This window comes from Paenibacillus sp. strain BS8-2 (assembly GCF_054483835.1).
Genome location: NZ_CM137010.1, coordinates 1808839 through 1824519 on the forward strand (window position 1 = coordinate 1808839; position 15681 = coordinate 1824519).

Below are 15681 nucleotides of genomic sequence, written 5' to 3' on the forward strand. Positions count from 1 at the left end.
GCCATGCCTATTTCGAGGAGGAATATGAGGATGAACTATCATTTCTTCGTAGGGAACGATAACGGGAACAGCGAGCACGATCTTGTTATAGATGGGCGTGCAATCGCACAGCCCAACGTGAATTGCAGAGTGGACGAGCTTCCGTGGCGGGAAGAGCAGTCGCCGGAGAGCTTCGTGAAGGGGCTTCAGGACCAGCTGGTTGTTACCATTGACTCTCCTGCCGTCAGGCCAGGGATGTATTATATTGGGAAGTTTGCTCTCGAGAGCGGAGAAGTGATCGATAATATCCAGATTGGCATCGATATGAAAAGCGACATGGATCTGCCTGTCGTCAACACATTGGCGCAAATCGCCGCTGTTGCTGTACAACGAGCGTACGAAGAGAGCGGCGCAATCCCGGAGCAGGTACAAGTGGAGGTCGATATGGCCACGGCTCTTCCGGTAACGCAGCATACCGACGAGTCCGCGGCGCGATTCGAGCGCAGATTTACGGGTGGCGTCCATCACGTTACCGTCCACTTGGGCATTCAGCGATCGTCGGTGAAGCTGTCGTTCCCGTTCGTGAAGGTTGTGCCGGAAGCGACGCCGGTTATCTTTACGCTGCAGAAGGATGCGGAAGGCAATTGGCGGCAGGGCGAGCTGTTCGATCATTTCTCGGAGTCGTACGGGATGGAGAACAAGTTCAACGGCAGTTATTTCAAGGACAAACGAATTCTGCATATCGATATCGGCGACGGTTCGACGGAATATCCCATAACAGAGGGCAACAAGTTCCTGCGCCAATTCGTGCATGGCAGCCATCACGGCGCCGGGTACGCGATCGAGGAGGCGTTGCCGGAGTTTAACCGGTTGATCCATCTGCCGGACAGCCCAAGGCAATTTTTTAGCGATGTCATTAAGAATCCGAAGCACAAATACCACGCCCGTGCGCTTAACACATTGAAGAGACCGCTGGAGAGCCAAGTGAAACAAATCGTGCAGCAGGCGAAACGGCAGTTGACCAAAGCGCGCAACGAGGTCGATCTGATCTGCGTCTATGGCGGCGGCAGCATCTTGATGCGCTCCGTGCTGTATCCGTATCTGAAGGAATTATGCGACGAGAGGGAAATTTTGCTCTTGTACGTGCCGGCCGACTATGCGGTTAAGATGAATGCGATGGGGCTGGATGCCTTCGTACGGGGCAAAATCTATGAGGCGCTTAAAGGCAAAGTGGTTCAACCGGCATAACATGGGTTCCGGGATGGACCCCTATACGGATAAGGATGCGGGCAGGTGATTACAAATGAAGAAGGTCAAGCAGCCTGGCGATAACCTGAGCCTCAAGACGAAGAAAAACGAGCATCCACTCATTATGGACTGGCTTAATTCTCAGACTAATCTAATGGATTCTTTACGCTATTTGGTGGAGAGGGAAATTTCGTCACATGGCGTTCGAAACTTGCAGGCCTGCATCCCTGCGGAGCGGAACGGCTTGGCAGAGCTGTCGCTTGAGCGGTTAGATCGGTCAGCCGCGCAGCCGCTGGCGGCAGGGATATATGCAGCACCCCGGGATGTTGTACATCTTGCCGCCATTCAGTCCGTTCATAACGGAGCGGGACAGATGGCCGCGGCTGCGGAAGTAGTCGAGACAGAGGATATCGAGACAGAAGCGGAAGAGATGGAAGACATGATCGATGCTGCCGATATCGAAGCATGGAGTTAGCGGTACGAGCAGGCATCGTTCCTTTTATCCGCAGTCATGCCAATAGATAACGCCTAGCGTGCTAGGTGTTTTTTGGCATGTCTTATTCCTATTATTCTGAGGAAGTAAACTTTCGTGCACGGGTTGCGTTGCGGACGATAGACCATGAATGTTTTTGTGTAGAGAAGGTGGCGGCAAATTTTTGTCGTTTTTTCAAACAACAATGCCGAGGCGATATCGGAGTAACGCTTGGCAGGGTCAGGTCATACTTTGTCCTACTCGGTATGACGAAGTGTGACTTGGTCATGTGCAGGAGGTCTGAGCAAGACTTCGTCATGCTCGGTAGTACCTTGTATTGCTGCATTTTATCTAATCGGACTGCATGAATTTACATTTATTGTTAGACATATCGAATGTTGGTGGTACAATTGGAGGTGGATTCTAATCGAATAAATCGTATCGCATTGTAAGTAGATAAGAGGAGCGTGCCCCATGCAACGTGAAATTCAAATATTTAGTTCCGGACCACATAGGTTGGAATATTCGGTTACCGGGAAAGGAACGCCTATATTGTTGTTCCATGGCGGTCATTCCGGTTGTCTGGAGGAATTTGGTTACGAGGCATTGTTAGCCTCTGGATACGCCATTATCACACCCTCTAGAGCGGGATACAGGCAAACATCCCCGATTGCGGATTTGAGGCAAGCCTGTGACCTGTATCATCAATTATTAGCCCATTTGAACCTCGATAAGGTTCATGTGGTTGCGGTATCCGCAGGGGGACCGACAGGGATCACCTTCTGCTCCATGTTTCCAGAACGAATCGCCAGTTTTACGCTCCAGTGTGCAATTACGAAACCATGGCTTACACAAGAGGATAAAGAATATAAAATCGCGAGACGTATGTTTCATCCTGACACCGAGAAACGAACATGGAAGCTGCTTGCATGGATGAATAATATATTTCCCAAGCTAACTTTCAGAATGATGGCATCATCCTTCTCTAAGATCCCATATTCGGAAGTCCGGAAACGGATTGACGAGCAATCCACGGAAGCATTTCTCAAGATGAATAACCGGCAGCGCTCTTATTCAGGTTTCTTGATTGATCTGGAACAAACTCAATGTGACTATACGAAGGAATTGACGGCCATTCAATCACGAACGTTGATCATGCATAGCTGGAACGATAGTTCGGTTTCCCAAGCTCATCCTGAACATGCGAAGGCGCTGATTCCGGAGTCTGAGGTTTGTATGCTCGATTCATGGGGACATCTGATATGGATAGGCAAGCATGCTGCTGAGTTCGATGACGCATTGCTCTCCTTTTTGGCACGTAATAATAACAGCTAATAGACATGCAGCGCCAACCGCCGCTTTCGAGAGAGGCCTAAGAATACACGCATATTCTTAGGCCGTTTCCGTGGATTGTATGGGTTCAGTCCCCGCAATGCCTATACGCGCTGTCCCTCCAGGAGAGCTTGAAGACGGTCCAGATTCTGCTCGTTGCTATCCGGGCAGAACGACCTCACGGATTCGAATACGTTCTCGTCCTTAAATTGTTGACGGAACGTAACACGCGTTCGTCCGCCCTGCTCGGTAAAGGTCGCCGTCAACCGGAACTCGGGAGCACCTAGATGGTCGAATACGATACGCTCCCCGGGCTGTATCTCGATGAACTTGTGCTCATTGGCATAATCCGTGCCGTCCGGTCCATGGAAGGTAAAACGCCAGAAGCCGCCTTCGCGGAAATCAAACTCGCTGAATGTGCTCGTGAAGCCATTCGGGCCGAACCACTTCGTTAACAGCTCCGGCTGTGACCAAGCCCGGTACACCTCTTCTTGCGAGAAGTCATACCAGCGAGCGTGAGCATACTCCCACTTACCGGGAGTTATCGTCGTGTCGTCCTCCATCTCCGCAGCAGCCATGTCCCCGTTCTCAGCAAGCGACTTGCCAAGCAGCTCCAACAGCTCCTTCGAGCCATGCTCCCGATTTTCGATCGCATCCAGTCCATCAAAGAAGGCGCCTTGCTCCGTGAAGGTCAGCTTCGTACCACCGTCCACATCGGAGAGTTCGATGGTAGTTATGGATACGGAGAAGCGCAGACCATTAAGGTCGAGCACGTACGTATATACGATCCGTTCAAGTGGCACAATCTCCTGATAGGTCGCATCGAAGGTGAACAATCCGCCGTCCGGCGATTCGCCGCTGCTGAATTCTCTGCCGCCTACCCGGAATTCGAACACTTCAGGTTTGGTAAACCAACGTGCTTTGGCTTCAGCGTTAGCCATTGCTTCGTACACTTGCTCCCGGGATGCCGGATACGTCTTATCGATGACAAATGTTCCATGGTTTACAAACTTCTTGTTCATACTTCATCCTCCTTGTTTTCTGCGTTTATATGGTTAGTTTGGTCAGCCTTGCCCGCCAAGAACATCCCCAGCAGGCCAAAATGGTTCTCCCAGCTTTGCCGACGATTCAAGATCGGCTTCTCGTAGTCGTTTTTCATTGCTTGTAGAAGCGTAGTGAAATCTTCAACTGTAACCTGCTGCTTGCCCTTCATGAGCTTGGACACATGCCGGAGCTGATCCAGCAGCTTCTGCTGCCGCCTGATTTGCTCTTGCGCACGCTCCATTTGGAGATCGACAACCTCAAGCGGATCGATTCCGCGGCCTGTCAGCGCCGCCTTTATTTCATCGAGCGATAAGCCGAGCTCCTTTAGCGAAACAATTCGATAGAGCAGCGATAAATCCTCGTCGTCGTAGAGCCGATGTCCCGATTCCGTGGCGGTCGACGGCGAGAGCAACCCGATCTGGTCGTAGAACCGCAGCGTTCGTACCGTCAGTCCTGTTAGCTTCGCCAAATCGCCGACCTTCCAATATCGTTTCATGAATCATCTCCGTTCTTTGTCGCTAGCTTGATCACCGGTAACCTCATTATAAAACCTTACGTAACGTAAGGTGCAAGTGCTTTTCTCAAATTTCTCAAATATAGGAGAGTTTATGTTTTTGGCATGACTATGCATGTTTGAGTTTATCGTAGATGCAGCAGGGCAGCGTAATGAAATTGTGCAGCTCGATTGCCTAATGCATTACATTTCCAAGTGAAAAGTGACCAATACCTTAAATGTATGATAGGAAAGGTGCGCAAAGCGTTTTTGTTGTGGAGGGAATGGGGGAATGGGAGGTAATGAGAAGTAATGAGAGGTAAGTAATGGGAGAAATGATGTAATTTGTACAGTAATATTCTACGAGTTGTGCTCCAATAGGAACGATTGATGTATTTGCTGCAGGAATAACAGTCTCAGGAGAGGCGAATAGGGGAGACGGCGCAAAAAAGATGCACAAAATGCAGGAATCCTCGTATATGCGAGTTTTGCAGCCGAGGTTGATGTATATAATGCAGGATTAGTTGTTCCTCCTTCCTCCTTCCTTCCCCCTCCTCCTTTTTTCGCTCGATATAAAGCTCCGAAGAAATCAAAGTAGCGGCAGACGATTACTCTGTTAACAAAGTCGTCTACCGCTGTATTTGCCGCTAGGGCTCAGGCTCGGGCTCAAGCTCAGGCTCAGGACAGGGCCACTCGCTCCCGAACATATTGTTCGATCTCCTGCGCGGTGTCCAATTGCAGAACCTGCTGCGCCAAAGCTTGCATCTCGCCCTTGTGCAAGCGGGAAATCAGCTCTCTGGCGGGAAGCACCATGGACGGACTCATGCTGAATTCGTCGAGTCCGAGCCCGAGCAGAATAGGAATGGCCGAGAGCTGGCCAGCCATCTCGCCGCACATGCCCACCCACCGGCCTTCTTGATGCGCGGCAGTGATGACGAGCTGGATCAGTCGCAGAACAGCCGGATTAAGCGGCTCGGACAAGTAAGCAACCTGCTTGTTCATTCGATCGGCAGCCATCGTGTATTGGACAAGATCATTGGTGCCAATGCTGAAGAAATGTACTTCCTTCGCCAGCTTGTCGGCAATCAGAGCTGCGGCGGGCACTTCGATCATCACGCCAACTTCCATATCGGAACGATAAGACCCCCCGAGTATGTCGAGTTCATCTTTTGCTTCTTGCAGCAGTCGGTTCGCATCCCGAAGCTCTTGAAGCGTAGAGATCATTGGGTACATAAGCTTTACGTTGCCGAAGGCGCTTGCCCGCAATATCGCTCTCAGCTGCTGCTTGAACATCGGGATATAGGCTTCGTTCAAGCAGAGACGGATGGCGCGGTATCCGAGGAACGGATTGTCTTCGCGGGTCTGCTGCAGATAAGGGACATCCTTATCGCCGCCCGCATCCAGCGTGCGAATAATGATGGGATCGCCAGGCTTCACAGCCAGAGCAGCCGTCTTATACGCTTCGAACTGCTCCTCCTCGGACGGGCTCTCGTTCCGATTCATGAATAGAAACTCTGATCGGAACAGTCCGATTCCTTGGGCACCGACCTTCGCTGCGTTGCTTGCTTCCTTCGGGGCTGCAATATTGATAGCCAGCTGTACGGAATGACCGTCTGCCGTTAGGGAAGGGCGATCCTTGAAGGCTGCATACCGTTCCTTCTGCTCGTGATCGGCTTGCGCAAGCTTCCGATATTTATCCAGCTGCTCGGCGTTCGGATGGACGAGAATCGTTCCCGAATATCCATCGAGAATGACGAGATCGCCCGTGCTAACTCCGGCTAACAAATGCTGCAAGCCTGCGACGGCAGGGATGCCGGCAGAACGGGCAATGATGGCGGAGTGGGAGGTCGTTCCCCCAGTCTCAAGCGCAAATCCGAGCACATGCGCACGATCCAGTTGAGCAGTAACGGATGGTGTAATATCATTGCCAATCAGGATGACCGGCTCTGCAAACACGAGAGCAGGACCACTCTCTCCCCGAAGCTGGGCGAGCAGCCGAGACTGAATGTCGCGGAGATCGGCACAGCGTTCTTGCAGCAGTGGATTATCAAGGCTGCCGAATAGATCGACGAGCTCATCGGTTACGTCTTGCAAAGCAGCCTCTGCGTTTAACGTTTCTTGCCGAATACGCTCAATTGCTTCACCCATATATTCCGGATCCACGAGCAGTGACAGATGTGTGGCGAAGATAGCTGCCTGTTCATCTTTCCCTGCGGCAGCCGCCTGGGACCGGATGGCTTGCACTTCGAGCGAAGCGCGTTCTGCGGCTTGGGACAGACGTGTAACCTCACCCTCAATCTCATGAGCCGCAAGCTGCCTGCGCGCCACGATGACGGTTCGCTCTTCAAGTACATGAGCTCTGCCGATTGCATAACCTGCTGATGCGGCGATTCCTTGCCATTCCATACAGTGCCTCTCCTTTGGGAGCCCAATAAATCGTGACTCGCTTATTCCTTGTCGCTCTGAATAATGGCGCCAATTGCGCGCACCGCTGCTTCGGCATCATCGCCCTCTGCGGCAACGATGACCTGATCGCCTTGCTTGGCGCTTAGCTTCAGGAGGCTTACCATGCTCCTTGCGTTAGCAGATCTAGTTTCCGTACGTAATGTAATCGTACTTGTGAAGGCATGAGCCTTCTCCATAATGAGATTAGCAGGCCTGGCATGGATACCGGACGGATTCAAGACAGTAAATGATTGCTCCATATCAATGTCTCCTTTATATCGTTCAATGACGTTCAATGTATCGCGATTGTAAGCTGCCAATTTCCCGGCCATGATCGTGGTCCAGCGCTCAGCGGAGACGAGACAAGAAGGAGCGTCCATTGGCTGGTTTGGCGATATTAAAATATTCTGCGGCCGTTGCTGCTAGATCGGACATCGTGCTGAGTCGCCCCAAGTTCATACTCGACCGGCGCGGGCTCTGACTCTGGCACCGAATAAGCAGCGGGACGTTCTCCCTTGTATGCCGGCTATGCCCGATTGTAGGGTCATTGCCGTGGTCTGCAGTCACGATGAGGATGTCGTCGTCGCGCAGCCGAGGGAGGAGCATGCCGATCGCATGGTCCGAAACCTGCAGCCGGTTGGCATAGCGGTGGACATCCTCCGCATGGCCGGCAAGATCGGTCTCCTGTATATTCAAGCAGATAAACCCGTGTTGTATTCGTTCGCATTCAGCGAACAATCGCTCGAACAGCGGCTCGGTCTCCACGCCTGGCCATAGAGCGCCATGCGGGTTCTCGACGATGTCCGCGACCTTCCCGATCAGCGATACGTCGATGCCTGCTTGACCGAGCAGGGTAGGCAGCTGCACTGATGCGTCTACGCCATATCCGAGATGCACGACTTGATAGCCTTGTCGGTACAGACCGGACATTGGCGTGTCTATGCCGGCATATCGACCTTCCTCTCGTGAGTCGGCAGCCGCAATCAGCTCCGAGAAGGGGATGGCTTCGCCTCCTAGGGCGATAACGCGAGAGACCCGAGCAACATTGCGCACGATTCGGGCAATGGCGACGATCTCCTCGAAGGAGACGACATCCAGACAACCCGATACATTATAGACTTGGCCTGCGTCTGTCTCCAGATTGTCGCCGATTGCAACGCAATTGTCGACGGTTAATAGGAGTTGACCCCCCGCCTGAACGAAGGAGGCCTCGTATCCAGCAACGAGCAACGCAGCTTGCACCTCAAGCACAACCTCGCTAAAGGGCTGGAATAACGGCAATTGCGGTATCGTACCCATGATTTCCTGATGTCCGTAGAATGTATCTGCCCCATGGTGCATTAATTCGGCTGTCCCATATACCGCTTGCGGAGAATACCGCATCTCGCCAAGCTCTTCGCCGAGCGCGTTCATAAGGCCAAGCTCTCTAAGCGTCGGCAGCTCGAGACCATCGACATGCTGGAGAATGTGAAGGCATGTATTGGCGCCGATATCCTGCGGTCTTACATGAGGAACGTCATCCATCGCGCCTACGCCGAAGCTGTCCAGCACGATGACGATAAATCTACCCATAACTGACCTCCAGACAAGGTTTTCCTTGGCTGTCATGCACGCCGAGCAGCTGAGGGCGGCCTGTGGAGAGACCGGCAACAACGGCTACCAGACTTCGAGTGACAAAGATCTGTGTGCGGAACGCCATAATGACGGTCTGCCCGACGGGATGCTTGCCCTCCATCTCGAAGTGGTAATCAATCGAATGCGGAGAGGGTGAGTGAATGACACTTCGCACATAAGAGTTGTTGCCGGAGGCAACAACCGCCTCTTTTACCAGCGTGCGCTGGTAATAACCGCCGCCGTAGCAGTAGCTCCGATCATCGAGCTGATGGGATACTTCGCTTACATAGACAATAGCAGGGCGCTCGGCTAGATCCGTTGCTGCATGCATCGGCGTTGTGCCTAACAAACCATGCCCAGGCTCGCCATGCGTGCCGCCTAACGCGCTAATCTGCGAGATCGTGTGTGTGCAGGTAGCGGATGGCATATTCATATGCTCGATCTGGATGCCGAATCGTGTCTCCAACAATGCCTTCGCCTTATGAAGCGTATCTACATTAGGCGTCGGGACAATGTCGCCGATTGCAGGGTCGTATAAGAAACAAGGGAAAGAAGTTAGACCATTTATCCGAATATTCGGAATTTTAAGCAGCTGCTCCACATGCTCGGCCAGTTCATTGAGCTTGAATCCGCCATATTGACCGGGATACAGCGTATCGGCATGATCGATCACACGGAGCAGAATGTTCTGCGTGATGCCAAGTCGTCTACAAACATCGGATAACTCCTTCGCTTTGTCCACCGAATAGATCGTCATCCAATCGGGTGCCATCTTGACGACATCCTCCATCATCCGTGTTGGCGTCTGGACGAGATGACCGACATGGGCGAGAGGGATGCCGAAGTGATGGAGCGTCTCCGCTTCGCGGTAGTCGACGGCTACCGCACCCTGGAAGCCGAGAGAGGCGAGTGCCTTGGATATAATCGGGTTCCGCCCGAATTGTTTCGTCATGAACAGCAGCTGGATATTGTATCGGCTCGCTTCCTGCAGCATGACGTCCGCATTGCTCATTACTGCGTCCAAATCAATGACATACGTGTCTGGCATAATCTGTCCTGATTGGTGCAGCTCGATCGCATAGTGAACTAATGCGGCGTTTCTTTCCACCGTTTTTGACAAGAACATAGCGATCTCCTTACATCCAAACGTATTTCCCTGCTGAATAAGGGATTAGAAGGCCAAGAAGGTTCTTGGATTATGCGTAAGCATCTGTGTTAGCATCCCATCGGTGACGCCAAGCTGCTTCAATCGCGGGATAAAGCTGTCGAACAAATAGCGATAGCCGTAGCCGCGGTTACTTAGCAAATGAGATTTTCTGGTTATATCGCAAGACAACATTAATTGCTTAACGAAGCCCTTTTCGAGCAGCCGGATCAGATTAAGCGCACGGTCCTCATCCGAGCGGTAAGCGAGCTTGCCGATCGTATCGAATTGGATGCAGGCGCCGCTGCGAAGCAGCAGAATCTGCTCATCCAAGTCCAGGTTCAAATCCTGGTGACCGAACGAAATACGGGAGAGATCAACGCCATGCCGATCGAAGAGGGCAAGCTGGCTGCTTCCCATCGTTCCGATCTCGCAGTGGGTACTGATGGGAGCTCCCGTCGCATGATGCGCGAGCGCCGCCGCCTCGAATACCTTTGCTTCTGCTGCGGTCACTTCGTTTAAGCTGCTGCCAATCTCTGCGATTAGTCCTGCTTTGACAGATGAGCCATCCATTCCGACCCTAATATCGTGTACGAACAGCTCAGCGAGTGCGGCCGCATCGTGTTCGAACACGACAGGGGGGTAGTGGACTTCCTTATAGAAGCCGGTAGACGCAATGATCGACATCCCTGTCTCGATAGAGAGTTCATACAGACCGAGCGCATCGCGCCCCATGCCCATATTGGAAACTTCGACGATCGCGCTGCAGCCGCTCTGCTTCAAATCCGTGATCTCGTGGGCGACATCCTGCCTGGTTAGGGAGGAGTCGGCATCATTGCGGATACCGGTCAGATCGAATATAAGATGTTCATGAATCATCGTCACGCCCCATTCGGCGGGATCGACTGGACCCGTTACGGTATGCAGCATCATGAGGTGTTCCTCCTACCGAATAACATCGGTGATTAAGAGATATAGTGAACCAAATTTAAGATCAAGCCTGTTGCAATCGCAAGCACGGGACCGATGGCAACCCGCATGACAGGGCGGCCAAGCGATTCATTGGCGGCGTACAACAAGAGGAAGCAGACGAGTCCAATGCCTGGAGAGCCTCCCTCCATACGCAGGACAGCCAGCGCGCCTCCTATGAGGAAGCCGATCTCAAGCATCGCATTCATAGCCGATCTCATATAATCCGAAGCTTCGCGCAGATGCGGATATCGCGTCAGCCAGCCTACGATACGGCGAAGCGCGAGCACCTCAAGCGCCATGACCGCTGCGCCGAGCACTGCTGCGACAAGCGGATTCGGCGACAGGTAGCCGATGGGGAACATCAGCATTAAGCCTGCAACACCGTGTACGCCAGTAGCTAAGGCGGTAACGGCGAGCAAAGGGACGAAGCTGAGCAGTCGGACCGTATCGACGGCTGCTGCTGCAAGGAAGCCGCTATCGCCGCCTTGGCCGTCCTGCCCCCATACCTCTTGGAGGAATGGCAGCGACACGTCCGTGCCGGCGAATATGCCGAGATGAGAAGCGAGTGCTGCGCAGGCGCCAATCGCCATGAATAAGGGCAATGATCGTTTGATGGTACGCCACTGCTTCAGTTGCTCGGCTTCGGTTTCTTCATCGACCTCGACCTCTGTCTCAGGCGAACGCTCACCATTCAGACGGCGTTGTCGTCTGCTCTTAAGCTCTTGACGAACCACGAAGCCGATCAGGAGCAAGAAGGAAGTGAGCGTCGTAATCGCGAGCAAGGATAGCTGTCCAAGATCGGTTAACTGGGTGCAAGTAACAATAACAATGAACACAACCGCGGTGCTGATCAGAGCGCTGCGCCACTTGAACTGCTGCAGAATGGCGAGCAATGGATAGGCCGCAATTGCGCCAAGTACAGGCGAGCCGAATGCACTGAGTGCGCCAATCATATCGACGGGCAAATCCGCGAGGACAGCAAGCAGTCCGCTTAGACCAGCTATAGCCGCAAGTCCCCATATCGCTCCACCGAGCAGGGCAATCCACCACCGCCTCGCCATAATGCCGATGATGTCGGCAGGGAGGAACAGCAGCCATGGATTGAGCATTTGGAAGGAGATCGCGAACGTTATGCCTACGCTAGTGATAAAGCCCATGCTGAGACCAGAGGCGATGGATGCAAGCTCGCGCCGCTCCATTCTGCCTTCGATGAGCTCGGGCATGATGGGACGCACGCCATCATGGAAGACGGCTCTGCCCAGATGTGCGGCGAGTGCCACCAACGCCGTAAGACATGTAATGACAAGGATAGGACCTATCGTGAAAGGAAGCAGCTGCCCTTCCTCCTCTATGCCAGCTTCAGAAGCCGCTATTGATGTTTCTTCAGGATGCTCTGTACGACGAAGGCAACCGCTTGCTCAATGCTCTCCTCTGCAATGCCGAAAGCGATGGTGCCCTTGCTTACGAGTGTATCAATCTGTACAGGATCGGGTTTGCTGCCGTTCTTCGCAACAGTGGCGCAGCGGCCGTAGCCGAGCAGACCGATGGCGATGGACAGTGCCGCTCCGCCTCCGGAATTACATGCGCCGATATAATAATCGGCATCGCCGTTCTTCACCTTGCGCGCGGCATCCATATCTGTCGTCACTAGCGTGCTGATGTGCTCCCCGCCGGCTTCCTTCGCGCAACGTTCAATTCTGTCCTTCTGCAGACCGGCAATTACGATTCGAATCATCTACACCGTCTCCTCTTCCTCTGTCATCCCTAATAAGTAACTTGCGATAAACGCGGCTTCCGCTTCCAGATCCGCTTGATGGGTATTAAATGGAGCCAGAAGCTCGATGGAGAAGGTGAATAACGGCAGGTTCGAAGTCGCTTGGGCAAGCAATGCATCCGAGCAAGAAGCCACGGCCTGATTCGTCTTGACGCGTTCGATGGCCTTCATCAGATGAGAGGTGAACGAGCCCCCGTTCTCCTCGGACAGCTGAATAGCCAGCTTTGACTCCACTTGCCGCAGCAAGGCTGGTGTCCGTTCATACGTATCCTGGTCGACTTGACCGGATTCGTACATGAGCTCTATTCGTTCGTCAAGCATCGGGTGGACAGCTCCTTTCTTCTAATCCGATCAATAGCTCGGATCGATATCGTAGTTGATCACTTTTCTCTGATATTCAAGCACAGTCTCAATCTCCAGCATATCTCGCAAAATATGATTGAGACCTCGATTGTTCTTTGCGGTCAGAATAACAGCTTCCGTCGCTTCGGCGAAGTATTCATTCGCGGCAATGCTCCGGTACGGTACGTTGATTTCTTTCTCCTTGATCTCATCAAGGTTCCAGACACCGGCATCAATCACGCGATTCTGAATGCTCTTGACGATCTGATTGTAAGGCATCTCCACCAGTTTTATTTGCTTGCCGGCGCATAACAGCTTCGTAATATGCTGCTGGTCGATGGACTTCGGATCGATGCCGACGGACATGCCGTCTGTGATAGCGTCAGATGCGGGATCCGAGAACATGATGACATGCTCGGACAGATAGGAGCTGACGCCGAAGGCTTGATCAATCTCGACCTCAAGTCCGTCCTCGATCGCTTGCTTGGCAGCGAGCTTGGAGACAACGACGAAGTCGTATGCGCCCTTCAGCAGCATCTGAATCCGCACGCTGGCGCCCCTGACATAAGCCATGTTGAGATCGATATTATGGAGCTCGGCTGTCTTGTACAAGCCAGTAGCGAACCCTTCGTACAGCTTCGAATACGGGAGCGGCATCGCGCCCATAATGAAGTCGATCCCGGTATAGGACCAAACCTTCCGGTAGTCGATATCTTGAATGAACGTACCAACATGGCCTCTGCTCTCGAGTACGACGGCGCCGTCCGACTTCAATACGGCAAGCGCATTCTGGATCGTCCCGCGAGCGTAGCCGAGCTCCTTCTCGTATTCCGAGACGGTTTCGATGCGGTCGCCCTTTTTCTTGCTCATGAACATGCGGGCCAGATACATAATGACCATCCCGCTTTTCTGATACAGCCTACTCTTCATATCGCTCGCTCCAATTGATTCATAGTTCCGTTAATAAAGCCGCTTCCTAAAGTACATATAATTGTATATTGGCAATACTTCATTATATCGGAACGACTTTAGCCATGTAAAGCGGATTGCGGGCTTAGCCCTTCACACTGCCGGCCGTCACGCCCTCAATAATACTGCGCTGGAAGAAGCCATAGATCAGAATGACTGGCGCTACGCTAATGGCGATCGAAGCCGTCAAAGCTCCATAATTCATGTTGAATTTGTCGGCATAGGCGACGACCATGACGGGCATCGTACGAAGCTCTTGGCTGGAGAGGAACAAGTTGGCCATAATGTATTCGTTCCAGTTATTAATAAAGTTCAGGATAAAGATCGTAACAAGCGTGGGCAGCGTCAAAGGGATGACAATTCTGCCTAACAATCCGTAGATGGTCAGTCCATCCATGATGCCAGCTTCTTCAAGCTCCATAGGCAGCGATTTCAGGAATGCGCTGACGACGAAGACGGACAACGGAATGCCGAAGGCTGCATACGGAATAATGAGCGCAAGATGTGTATTGTAAAGCCCGAAGTCCTGAATGAGAATATAAAGCGGAATGAGCAACGATGCTGGCGGGATAAGCAGCGACAGCAGAAGCAGACCGTAAACCAGCTTATTCAGCTTTTTGAAGGCCATCCTCGTCAATGCATAGGCGATGGCTGTCGACAGCAGAATCGTTGCAATCGTAGCGATGCCTCCGACCACAATACTGTTGGCGAAGTTTCTCCAGATCAATGAATTCGAGAGCACATTGGCATAGTTACTAAGGTCAAGCTTGGCCGGAAGACTCCAAGGGCTATTGAATAGCTCCGTGTTGTTCTTGAGGGATGACAAGACGACGAACAACAGTGGATAAAGAACAACAAGGACGTAAGCCGCCAGAACGAGATGCCAAGCGTAAGTGTGTTTGGGCTTTGCCTTCATTATCCTTCTCCCCCCTTGGAACGATTGTTGAATAATTGAAGCACGATCGACAATAGAGCGGTAAAGAGCGCAATAATAATAGCAATCGCATTGGCATATCCGAAGTCATTGAGACTGTAGGCTTGCTTGTACATATACGTAGCCATAAGCTCAGTGCTGCCGAACGGACCGCCTTTGGTCATAATCAGAACGATATCGAGCGCCTTCATCGCGCCAGTGACGGATAAGAGCAGGGACACCGCAATGACGGGCTGGATGAGCGGAATCGTTAGGAACCATGCCTTCCGCCAGCCTACGGCACCGTCGATCTCGCCGGCCTCCAGGATTTCCTTCGGAATAGCAAAGATTGCAGCAAGCATAAGGACAACATAGAAACCGGTCCACTGCCAACCGTTGGTTACAATGACAGCCCAGATGGCAGTCGATTTGTCGCCTAGCCACAACCTCGTCCATGACTCAAGTCCAATGGCCCGAAGCATTTGATTCAGCAGCCCGGCTTCTGGAGCGAAGATAAACTTCCAGATGATCGCGACGGAGGCGGTCGACAAGATACTCGGCAGGAAAACCGTCAGCTTGTAGAAATTCAGCATTCTCTTCATCCCGCTAATGAGAATCGCAATGAACACGATCACCGGGATCTGGATGAAGACCGAGAAACCTACGAAGTAGAGATTGTTCCGGAAGGAAATCCAGAATTTCTCATCGTCCATCGCCTTGACGAAGTTGTCTATCCCATTGAATACAGGATCGTTAATGCCGTTCCAATTCGTGACCGAATAGACAAGTGATTGGAACAAAGGTGTTAAGTAGAAAACCAGGTAGAGCAAAAGTGCTGGAATGACGAATAGGAAGTAGGCTTTGAAGTTCCGATACACTTTGAACATAATTTCATCTCCTGCACCAGGTTGGGATGCCGTCCGGCCGTATGGCGACGGCA

16 protein-coding genes are annotated in these 15681 nt (G+C 52.3%); 3 read left to right on the forward strand and 13 right to left on the reverse strand.

Annotated features, from left to right (window positions below; genetic code table 11):
- Positions 1–30: 30 nt before the first annotated feature.
- The 3 genes from ACX1C1_RS07960 (at position 31) to ACX1C1_RS07970 (ending at position 3034) form a co-directional block, all read left to right on the forward strand.
- Positions 31–1227 (forward strand): ParM/StbA family protein, encoded by a 1197-nt coding sequence (locus ACX1C1_RS07960; protein ID WP_458956568.1) that lies wholly within the window; start codon positions 31–33, stop codon positions 1225–1227.
- A 55-nt stretch (positions 1228–1282) separates the two neighbouring features.
- Complete coding sequence (locus ACX1C1_RS07965; RefSeq protein ID WP_458956569.1) at positions 1283–1702, forward strand: hypothetical protein; 420 nt, start codon at positions 1283–1285, stop codon at positions 1700–1702.
- Between the two features lie 471 nt (positions 1703–2173).
- Positions 2174–3034 (forward strand): alpha/beta fold hydrolase, encoded by an 861-nt coding sequence (locus ACX1C1_RS07970; protein WP_458956570.1) that lies wholly within the window; start codon positions 2174–2176, stop codon positions 3032–3034.
- A gap of 101 nt (positions 3035–3135) precedes the next feature.
- On the opposite strand, the gene ACX1C1_RS07975 is transcribed toward ACX1C1_RS07970, so the two are convergent.
- From ACX1C1_RS07975 to ACX1C1_RS08035, 13 genes are all read right to left on the reverse strand, one after another.
- Positions 3136–4053, reverse strand: a complete 918-nt coding sequence (locus tag ACX1C1_RS07975; protein WP_458956571.1) for an SRPBCC family protein — start codon at positions 4051–4053, stop codon at positions 3136–3138.
- Positions 4050–4571: a MerR family transcriptional regulator gene (locus ACX1C1_RS07980; protein WP_458956572.1), complete on the reverse strand. Its 522-nt coding sequence runs from the start codon at positions 4569–4571 to the stop codon at positions 4050–4052. The genes ACX1C1_RS07975 and ACX1C1_RS07980 overlap by 4 nt, the downstream gene beginning before the upstream one ends.
- 675 nt (positions 4572–5246) lie before the next feature.
- Positions 5247–6974, reverse strand: coding sequence for a phosphoenolpyruvate--protein phosphotransferase (gene ptsP / locus ACX1C1_RS07985; RefSeq protein WP_458956573.1), 1728 nt, complete (start codon positions 6972–6974; stop codon positions 5247–5249).
- Positions 6975–7015: 41 nt separating this feature from the next.
- On the reverse strand, positions 7016–7273 hold the full coding sequence (locus tag ACX1C1_RS07990; RefSeq protein WP_458956574.1) for an HPr family phosphocarrier protein: 258 nt from the start codon (positions 7271–7273) through the stop codon (positions 7016–7018).
- An 88-nt stretch (positions 7274–7361) separates the two neighbouring features.
- Positions 7362–8585 carry a phosphopentomutase gene (locus ACX1C1_RS07995; RefSeq protein WP_458956575.1) on the reverse strand — a complete coding sequence of 408 codons (1224 nt, stop codon included), beginning with the start codon at positions 8583–8585 and terminating at the stop codon, positions 7362–7364.
- Positions 8578–9747: a YhfX family PLP-dependent enzyme gene (locus ACX1C1_RS08000; RefSeq protein WP_458956576.1), complete on the reverse strand. Its 1170-nt coding sequence runs from the start codon at positions 9745–9747 to the stop codon at positions 8578–8580. Before ACX1C1_RS08000 ends, ACX1C1_RS07995 begins: the two co-directional genes overlap by 8 nt.
- Positions 9748–9798: 51 nt before the next feature.
- Positions 9799–10704 (reverse strand): phosphotriesterase family protein, encoded by a 906-nt coding sequence (locus tag ACX1C1_RS08005; protein WP_458956577.1) that lies wholly within the window; start codon positions 10702–10704, stop codon positions 9799–9801.
- A 32-nt stretch (positions 10705–10736) separates the two neighbouring features.
- On the reverse strand, positions 10737–12116 hold the full coding sequence (locus ACX1C1_RS08010) for a YhfT family protein (protein WP_458957628.1): 1380 nt from the start codon (positions 12114–12116) through the stop codon (positions 10737–10739).
- Positions 12113–12478 carry a DUF2620 family protein gene (locus ACX1C1_RS08015; RefSeq protein ID WP_458956578.1) on the reverse strand — a complete coding sequence of 122 codons (366 nt, stop codon included), beginning with the start codon at positions 12476–12478 and terminating at the stop codon, positions 12113–12115. Before ACX1C1_RS08015 ends, ACX1C1_RS08010 begins: the two co-directional genes overlap by 4 nt.
- Positions 12479–12838, reverse strand: coding sequence for a hypothetical protein (locus ACX1C1_RS08020; RefSeq protein WP_458956579.1), 360 nt, complete (start codon positions 12836–12838; stop codon positions 12479–12481). It abuts the gene before it with no gap.
- A gap of 30 nt (positions 12839–12868) precedes the next feature.
- Entirely contained in the window at positions 12869–13789 is a 921-nt protein-coding gene (yhfZ, locus tag ACX1C1_RS08025) for a GntR family transcriptional regulator YhfZ (RefSeq protein WP_458956580.1), read from the reverse strand.
- Between the two features lie 124 nt (positions 13790–13913).
- Complete coding sequence (locus tag ACX1C1_RS08030; RefSeq protein ID WP_458956581.1) at positions 13914–14744, reverse strand: carbohydrate ABC transporter permease; 831 nt, start codon at positions 14742–14744, stop codon at positions 13914–13916.
- Complete coding sequence (locus ACX1C1_RS08035) at positions 14744–15628, reverse strand: carbohydrate ABC transporter permease (protein WP_458956582.1); 885 nt, start codon at positions 15626–15628, stop codon at positions 14744–14746. The genes ACX1C1_RS08030 and ACX1C1_RS08035 overlap by 1 nt, the downstream gene beginning before the upstream one ends.
- Between the last annotated feature and the right edge of the window lie 53 nt (positions 15629–15681).

What these genes read in the sequence shown, in the direction of transcription:
- ptsP (WP_458956573.1), bottom strand. Translation starts at nt 6,974, where the DNA reads ATGGAATGGCAAGGAATCGCCGCATCAGCAGGTTATGCAATCGGCAGA.
- ACX1C1_RS07975 (WP_458956571.1), bottom strand. Translation starts at nt 4,053, where the DNA reads ATGAACAAGAAGTTTGTAAACCATGGAACATTTGTCATCGATAAGACG.
- ACX1C1_RS07960 (WP_458956568.1), top strand. Translation starts at nt 31, where the DNA reads ATGAACTATCATTTCTTCGTAGGGAACGATAACGGGAACAGCGAGCAC.
- ACX1C1_RS08020 (WP_458956579.1), bottom strand. Translation starts at nt 12,838, where the DNA reads ATGCTTGACGAACGAATAGAGCTCATGTACGAATCCGGTCAAGTCGAC.
- ACX1C1_RS07990 (WP_458956574.1), bottom strand. Translation starts at nt 7,273, where the DNA reads ATGGAGCAATCATTTACTGTCTTGAATCCGTCCGGTATCCATGCCAGG.
- ACX1C1_RS07995 (WP_458956575.1), bottom strand. Translation starts at nt 8,585, where the DNA reads ATGGGTAGATTTATCGTCATCGTGCTGGACAGCTTCGGCGTAGGCGCG.
- ACX1C1_RS07965 (WP_458956569.1), top strand. Translation starts at nt 1,283, where the DNA reads ATGAAGAAGGTCAAGCAGCCTGGCGATAACCTGAGCCTCAAGACGAAG.
- ACX1C1_RS07970 (WP_458956570.1), top strand. Translation starts at nt 2,174, where the DNA reads ATGCAACGTGAAATTCAAATATTTAGTTCCGGACCACATAGGTTGGAA.
- yhfZ (WP_458956580.1), bottom strand. Translation starts at nt 13,789, where the DNA reads ATGAAGAGTAGGCTGTATCAGAAAAGCGGGATGGTCATTATGTATCTG.
- ACX1C1_RS08035 (WP_458956582.1), bottom strand. Translation starts at nt 15,628, where the DNA reads ATGTTCAAAGTGTATCGGAACTTCAAAGCCTACTTCCTATTCGTCATT.
- ACX1C1_RS07980 (WP_458956572.1), bottom strand. Translation starts at nt 4,571, where the DNA reads ATGAAACGATATTGGAAGGTCGGCGATTTGGCGAAGCTAACAGGACTG.
- ACX1C1_RS08015 (WP_458956578.1), bottom strand. Translation starts at nt 12,478, where the DNA reads ATGATTCGAATCGTAATTGCCGGTCTGCAGAAGGACAGAATTGAACGT.
- ACX1C1_RS08030 (WP_458956581.1), bottom strand. Translation starts at nt 14,744, where the DNA reads ATGAAGGCAAAGCCCAAACACACTTACGCTTGGCATCTCGTTCTGGCG.
- ACX1C1_RS08005 (WP_458956577.1), bottom strand. Translation starts at nt 10,704, where the DNA reads ATGATGCTGCATACCGTAACGGGTCCAGTCGATCCCGCCGAATGGGGC.